12 protein-coding genes and 1 pseudogene are annotated in these 15,809 nt (G+C 61.0%); 5 read left to right on the top strand and 8 right to left on the bottom strand.

Annotated elements, in window-relative coordinates; translation table 11 throughout:
* Positions 1 to 671: 671 nt before the first annotated feature.
* Positions 672 to 1,580 (bottom strand): LysR family transcriptional regulator, encoded by a 909-nt coding sequence (locus tag P5W99_RS18125; protein ID WP_421026561.1) that lies wholly within the window; start codon positions 1,578 to 1,580, stop codon positions 672 to 674.
* 101 nt (positions 1,581 to 1,681) lie between these two features.
* On the opposite strand from P5W99_RS18125, the gene mdlC reads away from it, so the two are divergent.
* From mdlC to P5W99_RS18100, 5 genes are all read left to right on the top strand, one after another.
* The gene (gene mdlC / locus P5W99_RS18120; protein ID WP_421026560.1) at positions 1,682 to 3,304 is read left to right on the top strand and encodes a benzoylformate decarboxylase; all 1,623 of its coding nucleotides are present in this window, start codon (positions 1,682 to 1,684) and stop codon (positions 3,302 to 3,304) included.
* A gap of 36 nt (positions 3,305 to 3,340) precedes the next feature.
* Positions 3,341 to 4,792 carry an aldehyde dehydrogenase gene (locus tag P5W99_RS18115; protein ID WP_434664111.1) on the top strand — a complete coding sequence of 484 codons (1,452 nt, stop codon included), beginning with the start codon at positions 3,341 to 3,343 and terminating at the stop codon, positions 4,790 to 4,792.
* A gap of 10 nt (positions 4,793 to 4,802) precedes the next feature.
* Complete coding sequence (locus P5W99_RS18110) at positions 4,803 to 5,723, top strand: ketopantoate reductase family protein (protein ID WP_421026558.1); 921 nt, start codon at positions 4,803 to 4,805, stop codon at positions 5,721 to 5,723.
* 166 nt (positions 5,724 to 5,889) lie between these two features.
* Entirely contained in the window at positions 5,890 to 7,290 is a 1,401-nt protein-coding gene (locus P5W99_RS18105; RefSeq protein ID WP_421026557.1) for an MFS transporter, read from the top strand.
* A 108-nt stretch (positions 7,291 to 7,398) separates the two neighbouring features.
* Positions 7,399 to 8,376, top strand: coding sequence for a helix-turn-helix domain-containing protein (locus tag P5W99_RS18100; RefSeq protein ID WP_421026556.1), 978 nt, complete (start codon positions 7,399 to 7,401; stop codon positions 8,374 to 8,376).
* Here the strand turns inward: P5W99_RS18100 and P5W99_RS18095 are convergent.
* From P5W99_RS18095 to ribA, 7 genes and pseudogenes are all read right to left on the bottom strand, one after another.
* Positions 8,358 to 9,404: a carbon-nitrogen hydrolase family protein gene (locus P5W99_RS18095; RefSeq protein WP_421026555.1), complete on the bottom strand. Its 1,047-nt coding sequence runs from the start codon at positions 9,402 to 9,404 to the stop codon at positions 8,358 to 8,360. The genes P5W99_RS18100 and P5W99_RS18095 overlap by 19 nt on opposite strands.
* Positions 9,405 to 9,440: 36 nt before the next feature.
* Complete coding sequence (locus tag P5W99_RS18090; RefSeq protein ID WP_421026554.1) at positions 9,441 to 10,499, bottom strand: porin; 1,059 nt, start codon at positions 10,497 to 10,499, stop codon at positions 9,441 to 9,443.
* A 19-nt stretch (positions 10,500 to 10,518) separates the two neighbouring features.
* A complete protein-coding gene (locus P5W99_RS18085) occupies positions 10,519 to 11,943 on the bottom strand; it encodes an MFS transporter (RefSeq protein ID WP_421026553.1) in 1,425 nt (474 codons plus the stop codon).
* A gap of 214 nt (positions 11,944 to 12,157) precedes the next feature.
* Positions 12,158 to 12,598 (bottom strand): annotated as a pseudogene (locus P5W99_RS18080) (IS21 family transposase); the annotation flags it as partial.
* 120 nt (positions 12,599 to 12,718) lie between these two features.
* A complete protein-coding gene (locus P5W99_RS18075; protein WP_421026552.1) occupies positions 12,719 to 12,970 on the bottom strand; it encodes a helix-turn-helix transcriptional regulator in 252 nt (83 codons plus the stop codon).
* 570 nt (positions 12,971 to 13,540) lie between these two features.
* Positions 13,541 to 14,815 (bottom strand): tyrosine-type recombinase/integrase, encoded by a 1,275-nt coding sequence (locus P5W99_RS18070; protein ID WP_421027064.1) that lies wholly within the window; start codon positions 14,813 to 14,815, stop codon positions 13,541 to 13,543.
* A gap of 220 nt (positions 14,816 to 15,035) precedes the next feature.
* Positions 15,036 to 15,683, bottom strand: coding sequence for a GTP cyclohydrolase II (gene ribA / locus P5W99_RS18065; protein WP_421026551.1), 648 nt, complete (start codon positions 15,681 to 15,683; stop codon positions 15,036 to 15,038).
* Positions 15,684 to 15,809: the final 126 nt, after the last annotated feature.

Raw genomic sequence — 15,809 nt, 5'->3', positions numbered from 1 at the left:
GACCCGCTCACGCAACACATTATTTTTTCAGCCGGGCCAGTTCACGTTGCTGCGTGAACGAATGCATTTTCTTGTAGTGAGCGTTCATCTATTTGCGCGACTACCGGCGACCCCGCTCACAGGATTTGCGGACGACAAAAGAACAAAATAACGACGAGGGATGGCAGGATAGGCTTGCGCCGGTTTTAGGTGCCATGGGAGGCAAGCTGTTGCGGGGGGAAGTTCAGATTAGTTGGTCCGCCAAGGCAACCGTCACATCGAACGAAGGGCTGTGCGAGGATCACGAGGAGGATTAGCGATATCAGATCCAACTCGCGATCAACATGCACAACACAGCGCAACTGGATTGGTATGACAAGGACCGTGCTGCACGGAAGTCAGGACTCTAACCGGTGTGCTGAGGGAAGGGGCAGTAGAAAGAACGATTGCCGAACAGCAGAGATGGTCGACTTTGGCCGATCGTGTCGGGCGGGAGTCGGCCACAACCTGCCGTTCAGCGAGCGTGGAAACTTGCCGTTGCAACGGCTGCAACGGGCCGGCAAGCGGTCCACGATGCCCGCTCAAGTCGTAGGCGTAATGTCGAGCAACGACTCGACCACATGAGCTTGCCCGATCCAGCGCCTGGGTGGCGGCCGACCACGATGAAAACGTGCGATATGCCGGTGCTGCCGCTAACGAGGTTCGGTCGTCAGTTGCCTCAATTGTTCGAGCAGCTTTACAGCAGGGCTTGGCAACAAGCCGTGCCGACGCCGAAATGCGGTCAACGTGCGCCGCCCGGCTGCCCCCGGCAATGGGAGCGTATCGAACACCCCCGCCTTGCTCTCTGTCACGTACATCGGTTCAGCCATCCAACTCAGGAAACCCGATCTCGCGACGAGACTCTTCAATACGGTTATTGATCGGGTTTCGACCACCACATTCGGCAATCCGAGCCCGTTTGCGACGAACACCTGCTGCATGTGTTCGAACGGCGCGGTGCCGCGCGGCGGGATCGCCCACTGTTGCTCCAGCGTATCGGCAAGCGTGATTCCAGGCTTTCCGCGCAGCGGGTGATCCAGCGCCGCCACCACGTAGCTGTTGTCCTCCCAGCGACAGTCTTCGATCGCGACGATCTCTTCGGTGTCCGGCGTCGCAGTGCTGAGCGCGATATCGATCTCACGCTGCACCAACCCTTCGGCAAGGCGATCCCAGACTCCCTCGATGATCTCAACCCGCAAATTGGGCCACTTTTGCAGCACGCCGCTTACCGCCTGCGGCAGCACGAGGCTTGCAATGCTACCTACTGCGCCACAGCGGATCGTTCCGCGTGCGAGTCCGCGCATCGCGTCAATCTCTTCGCGCGCCTGCTCCGCTTCGCGTTGCAGCAGGATAGCGTGCGGCAGCAGCGCCTCGCCGACAGCCGTCAGGTGCATACCCCGCGTATGGCGCTCGAACAAAGGGGCGCCGACCTCTTCTTCGAGTCGACGGATTGCCCGGCTCAATGCCGGTTGGGTGACGTGCAAGGTCTCGGCCGCACGCCCGAGACTGCCCGACGATGCGATCACGACGAATGCGTGAAGCTGCTGGAGATTAAAAGTCATGCGCAAAGGTAATGCCTTTTTGTGAAATCGGCAATTTCGGACTCTCCCGGATGTTCCGATAATCCGTAGACCAAGACCGTTCTGAACGACAGGAGACATCAATGGCGCAGAGCCTTCCAGCGCATGGCAATCAAATGGGCACACAGGGTATGACGGTGCGCGATGCGGTGATCGACTTCGCGCGGCGCGTCGGCATGACGTCCGTGTTTGCCAACCCGGGCTCGACAGAACTGCCCATGTTCCGGGACTTTCCCGCTGATTTCCGCTATGTGCTGGGACTGCAGGAAGCGGTTGTCGTCGGCATGGCCGACGGGTATGCGCAAGCGAGCGGCCGGGCCGCCCTCGTGAACCTGCATTCGGCAGCCGGGGTCGGCAACGCGATGGGCAACATCTTCACCGCCTTCCGCAACAGAACCCCGCTGGTGATTACAGCTGGACAACAGGCGCGCTCGATCCTGCCGTTCGATCCGTTTCTCTCGGCCACGAGCGCCACGGAACTCCCCAAGCCCTATGTGAAGTGGAGCATCGAGCCGGCGCGAGCCCAGGATGTGCCGCTTGCCATCGCCCGCGCATGGGCAATCGCGATGCAGGAGCCGCGCGGGCCCGTGTTCGTGTCCATTCCTGTCGACGATTGGGATCAGCACGCCGAGCCGCTGCCCGAGCGCGTCGTTTCGCACGTCACACGTCCGGCGCCCGAAGCGCTCGCGCAGATTGGGGACCTGCTCGATCAATCCGAGCGCCCCGCGTTCGTCGTGGGCGGCGCCGTAGACCGCGCCGGCGCCGTCGATGACATCGTTCGCCTCGCCGAACGTCATTTCGCACGCGTGTACGTCGCGCCGATGACCGGGCGTTGCAGCTTTCCAGAGGGGCATCGACTCTTTGCAGGCTTTCTGCCGGCAATGCGCGAGCGCATCGTCGAACTGCTCGATGGCCACGACGTCGTGTTCGCCGTGGGTGCACCGGCTTTCAGTTATCACGTCGAGGGACAAGGCCCGCACGTTCCCGCTGGCGCACAGCTTTGTCAACTGATCGATGATCCGGGCACGGCGGCATGGACGCCGCAGGGGCTGGCCGTCGTCGGAAATGTGCGGCTCGGCATTCAGGATCTGCTCGAGCGTCGGGCGCCGCGCGCGCGGCCGTTGCCCGCGCCCCGGCAGTTGCCGCCGCGCGCACTTCCGCCCGGCCCGGGTGAGCGCATGTCGGTCGCCTTCGCGTTGCAGACACTGAGCGAAGTGCGCCGTGTCGAGGACATCGTCGTCGAAGAAGCACCGAGCGCGCGCCCCGTGATGCAAGCGTATCTGCCCATCCAGCGCGCGGGCGGGTTTCTCACCATGGATAGCGGCGGCCTTGGCTTCGGGATGCCGGCCGCCGTCGGCGTGGCGTTGGCGAGTCACGGCGAGCGGGCGATCGCCGTGATCGGAGATGGCTCGAGCATGTATTCGATCCAGGCGATCTGGTCAGCCGTGCATCTGCAACTGCCCATCACCTTCGTGATTCTGAACAATACGCGCTATGCGGCATTACAGGACTTCGCGCCAGTATTCGGCTTCCGTCCTGAAGACCCTGTACAGGGCACCGATCTGCCCGGTCTCGATTTCGTGAAGATCGCCGCCGGCATGGGATGCCCGGGCGTGCGTCTGGACGATGCGGACGGCCTGCGCGACGCGCTTCGAAGCGCACTCTCGTCAAGCGGTCCGTCGCTCGTCGAAATCATGGTCGCATAGCCAGCCTTTGACCTTCGAACAATCCAGGAGACAACAATGAAGACCGTGTCGATGTTGATCGGCGGTGAGCAGGTCATGGCGCGCAACGGCGCCATCTTCGAGCGCCACAGTCCGCTTGATGGCGCGCTGGCGTCACGCGCGCCCGCCGCGAGCGTGGAGGATGCAGAGGCAGCGGTGGATGCCGCGGCCCGTGCTTTCCCCGTCTGGTCGGGATTCGGCCCGCTCAGGCGGCGCGAACTGCTGACAGCGGCGGCGCACGCACTCGAAGCGAAGTTCGAGGCCATTGCAGCGGCAATGGCGGCCGAGACGGGCGCATCCGGCCTGTGGGCGAGTTTCAACGTACACCTTGCAGCACAGGGCTTGCTCGAAGCCGCCGCGATGACCACGCAGATCGGTGGCGAACTGATCCCGTCGGACGTCCCCGGCAGCCTCGCAATGGGCATGCGCCAGGCTGCCGGCGTCGTCCTCGGCATCGCGCCATGGAACGCGCCCGTCATCCTCGGCGTGCGCGCGATCGCGCTGCCGCTTGCCTGCGGCAACACCGTGGTGTTGAAGGGCTCGGAGATGTGTCCCGCCACCCACGGCCTGATAGTCGAGGCCATGCAGGAGGCGGGATTGCCGCCCGGCACGGTCAATTTTGTGACGAACGCCCCAGCGGACGCACCGCGCATCGTCGACGCGCTGGTTGCCCATCCGAAGGTCCGGCGGGTGAACTTCACGGGTTCGACGCGCGTTGGGCGCCTGATCGCGGAACAGTGTGCCCGTCATCTAAAGCCGGCCGTGCTCGAACTCGGCGGCAAGGCGCCGTTCATCGTGCTCGACGACGCCGACATCAACGCAGCCGTCGATGCGGCCATCTTCGGTGCATTCGCCAACTCGGGACAAATCTGCATGGCGACCGAGCGCATTATCGTCGACGAACAGATCGCGGATGTATTCGTCGACCGGCTCGCGACGCGAGCGCGCACGCTACCGCTCGGCGATCCCCGAAAGGGCCCGGTCGTACTCGGCTCGGTCGTCGACATGAGTACGGTCGAGCGCTGCAACGCGCTGATCGACGATGCGCTCGCGCACGGCGCAACGCTGGCAAGCGGCGGCAAGGCGGAGACCACACTCATGCCGGCTACGTTGCTCGATCACGTCACGCCGGCCATGCGCATCTATCACGACGAATCGTTTGGTCCGGTGAAGCCGATCGTACGCGTGCGCGGCGAGGAGGCGGCGATTGCCTGCGCGAACGACAACCCTTACGGTCTTGCGTCGGCGGTATTCAGCCGTGACAGCGCGCGAGCGATGAACGTCGCTCGACGGATCGAGTCGGGCATCTGTCATATCAACGGGCCGACGGTGCACGACGAAGCGCAAATGCCGTTCGGCGGCGTCAAGGACAGCGGCTTCGGGAGATTCGGCGGCCACGCGGGCATCGCCGAGTTCACCGACTTGCGATGGATCACGCTGCAGACCACTCCACGCCACTATCCGTTCTGAGGAGCACGTCATGCAGATCGCTATTTTGGGCGCTGGCGCGATGGGCTCGTTCTTTGGCGGTCGCCTTGCGCTGGCGGGTCATGGGGTCAGTCTGCTCGACATCGACGAGGCTCATATCGCGTCGATTCGCAACAACGGCCTGCGGCTTTCGACCGATTCCGGCGAACAGGTCGTGCGCAATCTCGATGCACTGAGGCCGCAAGAAGCCACGCAGCCTGTCGACCTTGTCATCGTCTTTACGAAGACCATGCATACGCAAGCCGCGCTCGCCGCCGCAAGTCGGATACTCGGCCCCGATACCGCCATCCTGTCATTGCAGAACGGCCTCGGGAACGCTGAAAGACTGGCCCGATCCGCGGCGCCTGGTCGAGTCATGATCGGTGTGACCACCTGGCCTGCCGACAAGTCGGAGCCTGGCGCCGTCAGCTCGCACGGCCAAGGCACGATCCGCCTGATGAGCGCGGAAGGTTCGCACACGAGAGCGCTCGACCAGACGGTGCAGGCGTTGAATGACGCCGGCCTCGTATGTCATGCCGACTCCAACGTGTGGGCTGCGATCTGGGAGAAGGTTGCGTTCAACGCTGCCCTCAACAGCCTGTGCGCAGTGACGCAATGCATGGTCGGCGAATTGACCAAAATCCCCGAGGGCGAAGTGCTCGCGTTGAAGATCGTTTCGGAGGTCGTGGCCGTCGCGCGCGCTCACGGAGTCGAGGCAAATGAAGCGGATGTGGCGTCGAATGTCCGCGAAGCGCTCGCGCACCATCGCACGCACCGCCCATCGATGCTTCAGGACGTGCTGGCCGGCCGCCGTACCGAGATCGAAGCGATCAACGGCGCGGTCGTCGAGGCCGCCAGCAAGGTCGGTGTGGACGTGCCGTATACGCACTGCCTGGCAAGCCTCGTCAGACTCGTCGATGCCCGCGCACGTTAGCCGGACAGAGCGACAACCCGACATTGAAGCGCATGTTGCGTGTGGGCGTGTGCGTCGTTGACCGTACGTCGACACATCTACGCAGCCGGCCGCGGCGCGGATCGTAGCGCTGCCTGCAGGCGGCCATTTCGAACATAAGGGCGCCCTGCGCGCACGAGGAGACAAGATGAGCCAGTACCTTCCAGCGTCATCCGAGGCGCGAACCGTATCAGGCGGACACAGCGGGCACCACGGCGGGTCGCTCGACATCGGGTACGCGCTTGATCACGGCCCATACGCACTCGTACAGCGAATCGCTGTCGTCCTTGCCGCGCTGTCCATTGTCGTGGACGGCTTCGACAGCCAGCTCATCGGCTTTTCGATTCCAGTCCTGATTAAGGAATGGGGCGTAACACGCGGCGCCTTCGCGCCTGTTGTCGCGGCTGGCCTGATCGGCATGGGGATCGGCAGCGCAGCGGCAGGGCTGTTCGCCGATCGATTCGGGCGTCGCTGGGCCGTCATCGCCAGCGTGTTGATTTTCGGCGCCGCGACTTGCGCGATCGGGTTCGCACCGAACATCACGGTCATTGCCGCGCTGCGCTTCGTGGCGGGTCTGGGCATTGGCGGAGCGCTGCCCACATCGACGACAATCACCGCCGAATTCACGCCGGCCCGGTATCGGACGATTGCCGTAACGGCAACCATCGTTTGCGTACCGCTCGGCGGGATGCTCGCAGGACTGTTTGCGGGGCAGGTGTTGCCATCGTACGGGTGGCGTGGTCTGTTCTTCGCCGGTGGCATCCTGCCGCTTACCCTGGGTATCGTGTTGCTCGTCATGCTGCCTGAAACGCCCCGCTATCTCGCGCGTCGTCGACGACGCTGGCCTGATCTCGTGCGTCTGCTTGCACGCATGGGGCACCATTGCGGTTCCGCCACGACCTTCACCGATGCGCGCGAGCAGCACACTGAAAGGCAGACCGGATTTTTGACGCTGTTTCGTGAGGGCCGCGCCCAAGATACCATTTCGATCTGGTGCGCGTTCTTTGCGTGCCTGCTCGCCGTCTATGCTGCGTTCAGCTGGCTGCCCGCCATGCTCACAAGCGAGGGATTGTCGGTCGCGATCGCAGGCTATGGTCTGACTGCCTACAATCTTGGCGGAGTGCTCGGCGCCCTTTCGTGCGCCATCGCAATCGCCCGCTACGGCTCGCGCGGCCCTCTGCTCCTGTGCTGCGTCGGGGGCGCGCTCAGCGCATGGCTGATCCTGGGCGTGGATTTGAAGAATCAAACGGCGTTACTGATCCTCGGACTGGGGCTGCACGGCCTGTTCGTCAACGCAGTCCAATCGACGATGTATGCGCTCTGCGCGTATGTCTATACGACCGGCGTGCGGGCAACCGGTACTGCGTCCGCGCTTGCGTTTGGCCGGCTCGGCGCAATTCTCAGCGCTTTTGCTGGTGCGGCCGTTATTACAGCTACCGGGGGAACCGGCTACCTGCTGATGCTCGGCTCGGCGATGACGGTAGTGTTGGTCGCGCTCGCCGTCGTCCGCCAGCATATTCCCGCATCTGCAGATTCAAGGCGACGTTAGGCATACGCATTTCCGGCGGCAATCGCCAATTGACGCCGGAAATTTGCGAGTTCATATATGTCGAGATGGTTCATGTGACACAGCCGCCTGCCCTGGGAAGATCGAAGAATGGGATCGCCGGATACCTCGAACGCGAATTGCCGTGTTAGCGAATCGCTCGTATCGCTCGCCAAATGGGAGGCGGCAGCGGCGCAATGCTGCGTTCCGCTTGCGATATCGCACGAGCGAGATGCTCATTTCTCCGGAAGCATACAAAGCGCGACGATCGCCGAAGTCTGCATCTCACGAATTTCTGGTGGCAGGCATGCCGCCGAGCACGATGTCGCGTCGGTCTCCAACACGGACGGAGAATATATCCTTGCGAGTCTACAGTTGCAGGGTGCAGGCAAGCTGATTCAGGACGGACGTTGTGCATCCGTCGAGCATCATGACCTTGTTTTATTCGACTCGCGCAGACCGTTTCGCTGGGAACTCTCCGAGTCGTTCGACCAGATCTGCATCCGGTTCCCGATGTCGCTGGTCATGCACCGGATCCCGCTTCGGGACACCTTCGTCGCACATGCGATTTCCGGCACGGAGGGCCTGGGCATGCTCGTGGCCCAACACCTCATCACCCTGTGCTCCGAACGCGACCGGCTCGCCGGTTCCCCAGGCGCGCCACAAATTTCCGCGTCAGCGGCCGATCTGGTCGGTGGGCTGCTGGCTGAGTGGATGCAGGTCCGTCCCGGCCCCCGCACCAATCTTCATTCAATGCACTTGCAACAACTGCGTCAGTTCATCTCGAATAATCTTCGCAATCCCGATCTGAACGCCGATTTGGCCGCAGCGGCGCTCGGCATGTCGGCACGCTATCTGCATCGCCTCGTTCAGCAGGATGGAACCACCATCGGCCGCATGATTCTCGTCGCGCGACTGGAGCGCTGTGCGCAGTGGCTTTCGCTGAGATGCTATGCAAATTGCTCGATTGAGCAGATCGCAGGAACCTGGGGGTTTGCGAGCGCGGCGCATTTCAGTCGAGTTTTTCGGGCTCATTACATGAAAACGCCGCGCGAATACCGGCTAAGCCATCAGTCGACGGCGTCCTGACGATCGTCGGTGTCGTTCGGTATGCCATCCCGCACCGGTAACTGCGATCTGCGTGAAGCATCGTTTTTGCCAGGATTCTCCACGCACCGTCGCGGTTGGTTGTCGAACCAGAGTCGCAAAACGTCGGGGCGCGCATAGTGCCCAACGGGATCCGCTGCCACTTTCGCGAGCGAGATGCGCGCGAGATCGATGTCAACGTACAGCAACCCCTCCGTCGCCTCCGGCAGCTTCTCGACGAGCGCTTGCCCGTCCGGCCCGTATGCCGTGGCATGGCCGCCGCCGGGGCGGATCATCGCACGCTTGTCCGCCGTGTCGCACAACATGTCGACCATTTCCTCGCTGATCACCGCACATGGTGCGAGTACGAAGCACGAGCCTTCAACAGCATATACCCGGCTGACCGCGTTGTTCACCTCATGGCCGAGGGCGGGCGCGAATTCATACATGGAGAAGCTCGGCCAGGCCGCGACGTGCACCTGTTCATGCTGCGCATACATCGCGTATTTGGTCAGCGGCTGAATGTGCTCCCAGCAGCACAATGCACCGACGCGGCCGATGTCGAGATCGTGCACGGCCAGATCGCTGCCGTCGCCATCGCCGAATACGGTGCGCTCGATATGCGTCGGCCGCAATTTGCGGCGCGTGGCAACCGTCGCACCGTCCGGGCCGATGATCCACTGCGCGATATACAGGCTGCCACCGCTTCGCTCTGACAAGCCCAATACCACTGTGATCCGGTTGCGCGCTGCAGCATCCCTGAGTGCAGCGGCTTGCGGACTGTCGTACGTCATCGAATTGTCGAAATAGCGCTGGACGAAACCCGAGCCAAGCGCCCAAGCGGGAGACCCGAGCCAGACGTGAAACGGATAGCCGGGCAGCCAGGTTTCGGGAAATGCTATCAGTGCCGCTCCTTTTTGTCCCGCCTCGTCGATCAGTGCAATCGTCTTTTCGATCCCTCTTTCGAGATTCAGGAATTCCGGTGCGGCCTGAACGACGGCCGCAACGTACTTCGAATGTTCCAGTGCCATGTGAGTACCTCTTATTTGATCTGGACACCGTCCAGATCAGAACCTGTGTTGAATGCCGACCGATGCAGCCAGTGTATTGCCGTCCGGGATCTGCGTAAGGTCGCCGTTTGCCGCGACACCCGTTCCCATGCCGCCATGATTATTGACCAGTGCGACCTGCGCGTAGAGCGACGTCCTCGCGGACAGCGAGTACATGCTGCCCACGGAATACATCAGCGAATGACTGCCGCTCGCCGATCGGTCCTTCGAGTAATACACGCCGCAATCTACGAGTATGGGAGACGAAGGCTTCCACGATAGCCCGCCACCGTAGACCATATAGTTCGGGCTGCCGGGAGCCTCGTTGTTGCGCAGGCGAATGGCGAGCGCGTAACCCGTCACCGACTCGAACGAATATGACGCGCCTAGCGTAACGCCGTCAATCGCGGTCGAGCCGGTCGTCGCGTCTTTCGTCTGGTAGTACGCGGCATCGGCAGAGAAGGGGCCGGTCGAATAGACGAGCGAGCCGGAGAGGCGGCGACCCTTGACGCTACTGCCGGCGATTCCGCCCGGCGCGTACTGAACGCTGCCAGTGAATCCGCCGAATGTGGGCGACGTATACACCAGCGAGTTGGAATCGAAAATCCCGTTGATTCCCACCTTGCCCAGATACTCCGTGAACGCGCTCGCGAAATTAGACATGGTGCGTGGATCGCGGCCGCCGATCGCCAGAAAGAAGGGCGAAAATTGCAGGCCAGCCTTGATATCGCCGAAACTGCCCGTTGCCTGGACATACGCGTGGCGGCCGAAAATGCCGCCATTGGAGTTGCCAAACTGACCAGTCGTCGTCGAGAAACCGTTCTCGAGCGCGAAGCCGATTTTGGTCCCTCCTCCAATGTCTTCCTGTCCTTTCAGTCCCCAGATCGAGGGCGCCCAACCGCCATCGAGTGCTCCCTTGAGAGCGCCGGCGTTGCCGGAGGACTTGGTCTGATAGACAAGGCCCGAGTCGACGATGCCATACAACGTGACATTCGATTGAGCCAGTGCGTGAGTGGATGCGCCTGCCAGAACCGCCACGGACAGAAAGGCGGCTGACGGTCGATGAAACATTTTCATTGAAGATCTCCGGTGCAACTTAGTTGTTTTGTGCGGTCAGGCTTTCGTGCGTCGCCGCTTCGCCTCGCTTGCCCGGCGCGGTTTCTCTAAGCAGAAAGGAGAGCAGAAAGCCGGTGCCGAGCGCAGCCGAGGCGAACAGGATCGTGAATTGGAGGCCCATATGCTGGGCGATGAAGCCCGCAATGGCTGGCGCGACGCCGCCACCGAATATCTCGCCGGCGCCTACGACAGCGCCCACCGCGGACGAGGTCAGCAGCGAAGGCACGGCCTCCGCAGCAACGGGACCGGCCATCAGCGAGATCGCGCCACAGCAGAAGAAGGCGATCGCAAAGAGGAGCACGAACAACACCGCCGGAATCGTCGGTGCATAAGCGAAGGCGAGCAGTGACGCACAACCGGCGAGGAAGGTGATCTTCGCGGCGTTCCGGCGTCCGATGGAATCGGAAATGCCGCACACGCAGATCTGACCGGCAAATCCGCCGAACCCGAGGCCGGACATCACGAAACCCATCTGTGCCGTCGACATGTGACGGAGGTCGGTCAGATACACGGGGGTGATCGCGGCGAGAACGAACAGGCCCGCCATTGCACAAAAAATGGCGCCCATGCAGACGCGGACGTTTCCGTAACGAAGCACCGAACTCCAACTCTCACGGTGCGGCGCTCGCTCGGACGACTTCGCCGGGGCGAGGTGAGTGGGCTCACGGATCGTGCGATACATCAGGAATGCGAGCAGCAATCCCGGTGCGGCGACGATTGCGAAGACGATGCGCCACGAAGGAACGACCGAGAGAAGTTGCGTGGCGATGATCGGCCCGAGGCCGAGCCCGAAAAGCGCGAAGCAGCCCTGAATGATGCCCAGGTTCAAACCGCGGCGGACGGCAGGCGACGCGTCGTCTCCCGCCGCGAAGCTGGCGGGGCAATACGCGCCTTCGGTAACGCCCATCAATACGCGCGTCGTCATCAGCAATGCAACACCGCCGACAAGACCCGTCGACCCTGACAGCAGCGAGAACAGAATGATGGCGGGAATCAGGATCTTGCGTCTGCCGATCGTGTCGGACAAGCGTCCCATCAAGATTGCGGACACGCCCCAGGCAAGGCCGAGCACGGCCGTTACGTTCCCCAGATCCTGATACGTGAGACCAAGGTCGCGCATTATTTGCGGGAACAGCGGTGTAATGAGCCAGCGGTCGAGCCCGACCAGCCCGAAGCCAAGCGCGAGCAACGTTATCGCCCGCCGTTCATATGTCGAATTCGATCTGATGCTTGTGTTCATGGTCAAAACCCCTTGTGTCTCCCGCATTAAGTCTTCAGCACATATGCCGAGCTTTGACCGGCTCCCGCATGTACTGCTTGTGGGAGCGGCCTCAGGACAATCGTCCGTCGCGGAAATTTTTGGAGGTTGACTGACAGCGAACTGCTTCTTGACGCGGAATGCCACACGCGGAAATGAGGGGTCCCGCTACAGCTAGACGGGCGGGACTAGAGGCGATCAAGGGGGGATGTTCTGCGAGCGTCACTTTCTTCAGTGAGCGCACGCGGAAATCGTTGAGCTAGTCCATCTGGCCGCTGGTTAGGGTTCTCAACTCTTGCAGGCCAGCTAGCTCAGTAATCGAGCTTCCGAAGTATTCGTCATACTGAGCGGCGGCGATGTATCGGGTGAATTCATCGTAGGCGGCACGATCAGCGAAGTCGCGATGGCCGCGAAGCATCAAGGCCTGATCGACCGCATCCTTCAGATACCGGTGCGAGGATTCGACACTCCCGTTCTCATGACCCAAACCGCGATTGTTGCGCGTGCCCTGCATCTCGTAGTGATCAAGCAGCGCCTTGTAACGGGTCGTGAAGTCCTCCTTCTCGCTCAGGTTCTTGAAGGCGGCAGAGAGGCTGTCGGTGCGATGCTCGCGCGGGTAACCTCCCGCCTGCCACAGAGCATTCTGCAAGCCGTTGGCGAGGGCTTCGAAGCTCTCGCCGCCCTCGACCACGCAGGCATACTCCCAGCGCGAGAATGCCAGTACGAAGTGATACAGCCGGTGCTCGAACGGTGCGCCGCCGATCGTCACGCACAGCTTGCTCATATCGGTGAAGTCGGACATTCATACTCGCCCACCTTGTGTAGCTTCCCAAGCCACGCAATCCATATCAGTCGTGACACGACTGGGGGGCGACAATTAACTCGACCGGCCATGCTGCTTGACGCTCTCTACACGACGAAGTTAGATCTCGGGACGCTCGCGTTTGTCTTTTCGGACTTGCCGCTTCTTCGCACCCGTATTTTCCGGTGGCAGCAGGTCTGCAACCGGACGAGCGTCAGCCCACTTTTGAACTTCATGCGTGAGCCATCCCACCCTGCGGCCAGACAGTAGTCGCGGTTCGGGGAAGGCTTTCTCTCGAACAAGCTTCTGTACCGTCGTCTCTGATAACGAGAGTGCCTCTGCCACTTCTTTCAGAGAGAAATAGATCTTCATCGCGATTTCACCTTTCGTTTGTTGCCGTTAATTTTTTGTTTGTGCAGGGACGTCGTCAAGACTAACAACCAGACAGTCGATAAGGAGTGCAATGCACTTCCTGCTTGTCGACAACCACGCAAATCCGAATTTAACTGGTCATATCAGGTCGTGGCAAACGCGCTTGTGGGAATAAAATTCCACCCGGAGGTTAATCAGTCACACGATGGATTTCCGGGTAGTTCTGCTGCAGTCCACCAATACAAGAGACTGAGCTGAAACTCCCTGCGGACCTGCTCCTTGGCGTTGATTTTTTTGTTTCAAGTCCGCGTGATCCTATTCGCGCGGCATGTCGGCGATGAATAAAATCTCGCGCCCTGGTCGTCGCACTATCGCTAGCTTCGCCAATCAATAACCCTTCATGGGGTCTGCTGTCTGAAACAAGCGCCATTCACGAACGCTCTCCCCTAATCCCGAAAGGTTCCAAGTCAACTCATCAAATGTCTGCACGCAAGTTCGAGGCGTGATCGAGCAACCGTAGCGATCTTCCCCACCGTCGAACGCTGACAACAATGATCGGCATGCGGGTGTCTACTTCGTTATTGGATACGTCGCCGCGATCGTCTCCAAGCGATGCGATAGCTGGGTGAGCCATTCGCGGCGCTCCTTGTCATAGGTATGGCGGTTGTAGATGCCAACTATTCCAGGCTGTACATGACCCAGCACCGCCTCGGCAATATCATTGGGACATCCCAGCGTTGCAAGCAACGTCCGGGTTGTTCGTCGAAGGTCGTGGGCTGACCAATGCGTGACGGGCAAACGCGGCCGGTCGTGCTTCGGAGCGATCTTGCAATACGGCTGATGATAGTAAACCCCGTGCTGGACCACGGTCTGGTCCATCGGCGTTCCTCGCGCCGATGGAAACAGAGGCGCTCCCTTAGCCTGATCGAGGCGTCGTCGCACGACGACTTCGGCGCGACCTATGAGTGGTACGCGCAAGTCCGTTGCTCTCTCGTTGTTGAGCCCCTTGGTCTTTTGTTTCGGGACAGTCCACCAAAAGCCGTCTGCTTCCTCCGAGATCTCCGTGCTCTCCATGGCCACGATTTCACTGCCCCTCGTACCGGTCCAAAGGTAAAGCGTCAACGCATCGGCAACGGTCAAACTGAAGTTCGGCAACCAACGGATCAATATGCCAAGCTCATCTGCGGAGAGCACTCGCTTCTGTGTTCCCGTATATTTCCCCTCGATTTTGCGCCCCTTGCTCTTCAAGCGCCCTCTTAATACATCTCTCCACCAATTCGCAGTGTTTTCCGGAAGACGGCCAGCATCGAGCGCGTAATGCCATGCACAACCTAGCTCCATACGCAGGCGTCCCGCGAGCACTGGCGTCGACCGATATGAGTCGAGGAAATCGAATGCCTGGGCGCGTGTGATATTGGCGGCGGGCAAATCTGCAATTGGCCCCAGCATCGCCTTGAGTATGCGCGCGACTTCGACTGCCCCCTTGGCCTTGCGATTTACTTCTACGTGCCCTGCCAGGTAGTCGCGACACAGCTGTTTGACGGTGTAGTCCGTTGGCGATGGACGAGTGCCAGCTTTTTCCCGCTTTCGACGCACTGCGGATAATTCTGCTCCCGAATCGCGCTCGACGCGGTTCGTTTCCCAGGCAGCGATCGCCGCAGGAAATGCCATAGCTGGCCATTCTCCGAGCTTGACCTGTCGCATGCGACCGTCGATTGGCGACTTGTAGCGATACGTCCATGACTTGCGGCTTGCCGAAGCCTGGAGACGCAATCCCGGGAATTGCTCAAAGGTCATGTGTTCGCCGCTCGGCAGCTTGGCCGCGACACGCGCATCGAAGTGCATTCTTCTCTCGGCGTAGGTTTTCCTGAGAGAAGGATAGTTGGCGTAGGTTTTTTGTTCAACGCCAAAAAACCTACGCCAACATGGCAAGTTTAGGCGCACGGCGATAAGCGTCAATGCAGCAATTCAAGGGCAACGAAATCGAAAATTTTTCTTTTAATTCATGCCGTTACAGCACTTATCGAATCACCCCGGACCTCTCCGGACATTGCTGAATTTTCCCCTACTCATTCTCTTCGAAGTAATGCCCGAACTTGATCTGCTTGGTGCGGATATAGCGTTCGTTTTCCTCGCGCATCGGGATCGCCAGCGCAACGCGCTCGATCACGGGAATGCCGTGCTTCGAAAGCGTGTCGAACTTTTTGGGGTTATTGCTCATCAGCCGCACTGACGTAACCTTCAGGAGGCGCAGGATTGCCGCTGCCGAATCGTATTCGCGCGCATCATCGGGCAGGCCGAGGTCGAGATTCGCCTCGACGGTGTCGCGGCCCTGCTGCTGCAGCTGATAAGCGCGGATCTTGTTCGACAGGCCGATGCCCCGGCCTTCATGGCCGCGCAAATACAGCAGCACGCCGCGCCCCTCGGCCGCGATATAGCGCAGCGCGAGGTCGAGCTGCTCGCCGCAGTCGCATCGGTACGAGCCGAACACATCGCCGGTCAGGCATTCGGAGTGCAGGCGCGCGAGCACGGGCTCGCCGCCGCCCACGTCGCCCATTACGAGCGCAACGTGCTCGGCGCCGCCGTCCTTGACCCGATAAACATAAGATTCGAACGTGCCGTAACGGGTAGGCAGCGTGGCGACCGCGTCAAGCACGACGCATTCGTTGGCGTTATCACCATCCGCGCAGGACGGCTCGTGGGGCGTAGACATGATCTGGTACAAATCGCTGGCATAAACCGGCCCATGGCCGGATTGAAGTTTGGAACCGGAGTGTACCGCCATTTGTCCCGATCCGCCCCGCCCGCCCCCTCGCTGTGTGTCATCGGCCCCATAATC

This window comes from Paraburkholderia sp. A3BS-1L, assembly GCF_051125215.1.
Classification (GTDB): Bacteria; Pseudomonadota; Gammaproteobacteria; order Burkholderiales; family Burkholderiaceae; genus Paraburkholderia.
This window is presented reverse-complemented; position numbering and strand designations above follow the sequence as displayed.

Excerpts from the sequence above, each read along its gene's own strand:
- P5W99_RS18125 (WP_421026561.1), bottom strand. The coding sequence starts at position 1,580 with ATGACTTTTAATCTCCAGCAGCTTCACGCATTCGTCGTGATCGCATCG.
- P5W99_RS18095 (WP_421026555.1), bottom strand. The coding sequence starts at position 9,404 with ATGGCACTGGAACATTCGAAGTACGTTGCGGCCGTCGTTCAGGCCGCA.
- P5W99_RS18110 (WP_421026558.1), top strand. The coding sequence starts at position 4,803 with ATGCAGATCGCTATTTTGGGCGCTGGCGCGATGGGCTCGTTCTTTGGC.
- P5W99_RS18090 (WP_421026554.1), bottom strand. The coding sequence starts at position 10,499 with ATGAAAATGTTTCATCGACCGTCAGCCGCCTTTCTGTCCGTGGCGGTT.
- P5W99_RS18070 (WP_421027064.1), bottom strand. The coding sequence starts at position 14,815 with ATGCACTTCGATGCGCGTGTCGCGGCCAAGCTGCCGAGCGGCGAACAC.
- P5W99_RS18075 (WP_421026552.1), bottom strand. The coding sequence starts at position 12,970 with ATGAAGATCTATTTCTCTCTGAAAGAAGTGGCAGAGGCACTCTCGTTA.
- mdlC (WP_421026560.1), top strand. The coding sequence starts at position 1,682 with ATGGCGCAGAGCCTTCCAGCGCATGGCAATCAAATGGGCACACAGGGT.
- P5W99_RS18115 (WP_434664111.1), top strand. The coding sequence starts at position 3,341 with ATGAAGACCGTGTCGATGTTGATCGGCGGTGAGCAGGTCATGGCGCGC.
- P5W99_RS18100 (WP_421026556.1), top strand. The coding sequence starts at position 7,399 with ATGGGATCGCCGGATACCTCGAACGCGAATTGCCGTGTTAGCGAATCG.
- P5W99_RS18105 (WP_421026557.1), top strand. The coding sequence starts at position 5,890 with ATGAGCCAGTACCTTCCAGCGTCATCCGAGGCGCGAACCGTATCAGGC.
- ribA (WP_421026551.1), bottom strand. The coding sequence starts at position 15,683 with ATGTCTACGCCCCACGAGCCGTCCTGCGCGGATGGTGATAACGCCAAC.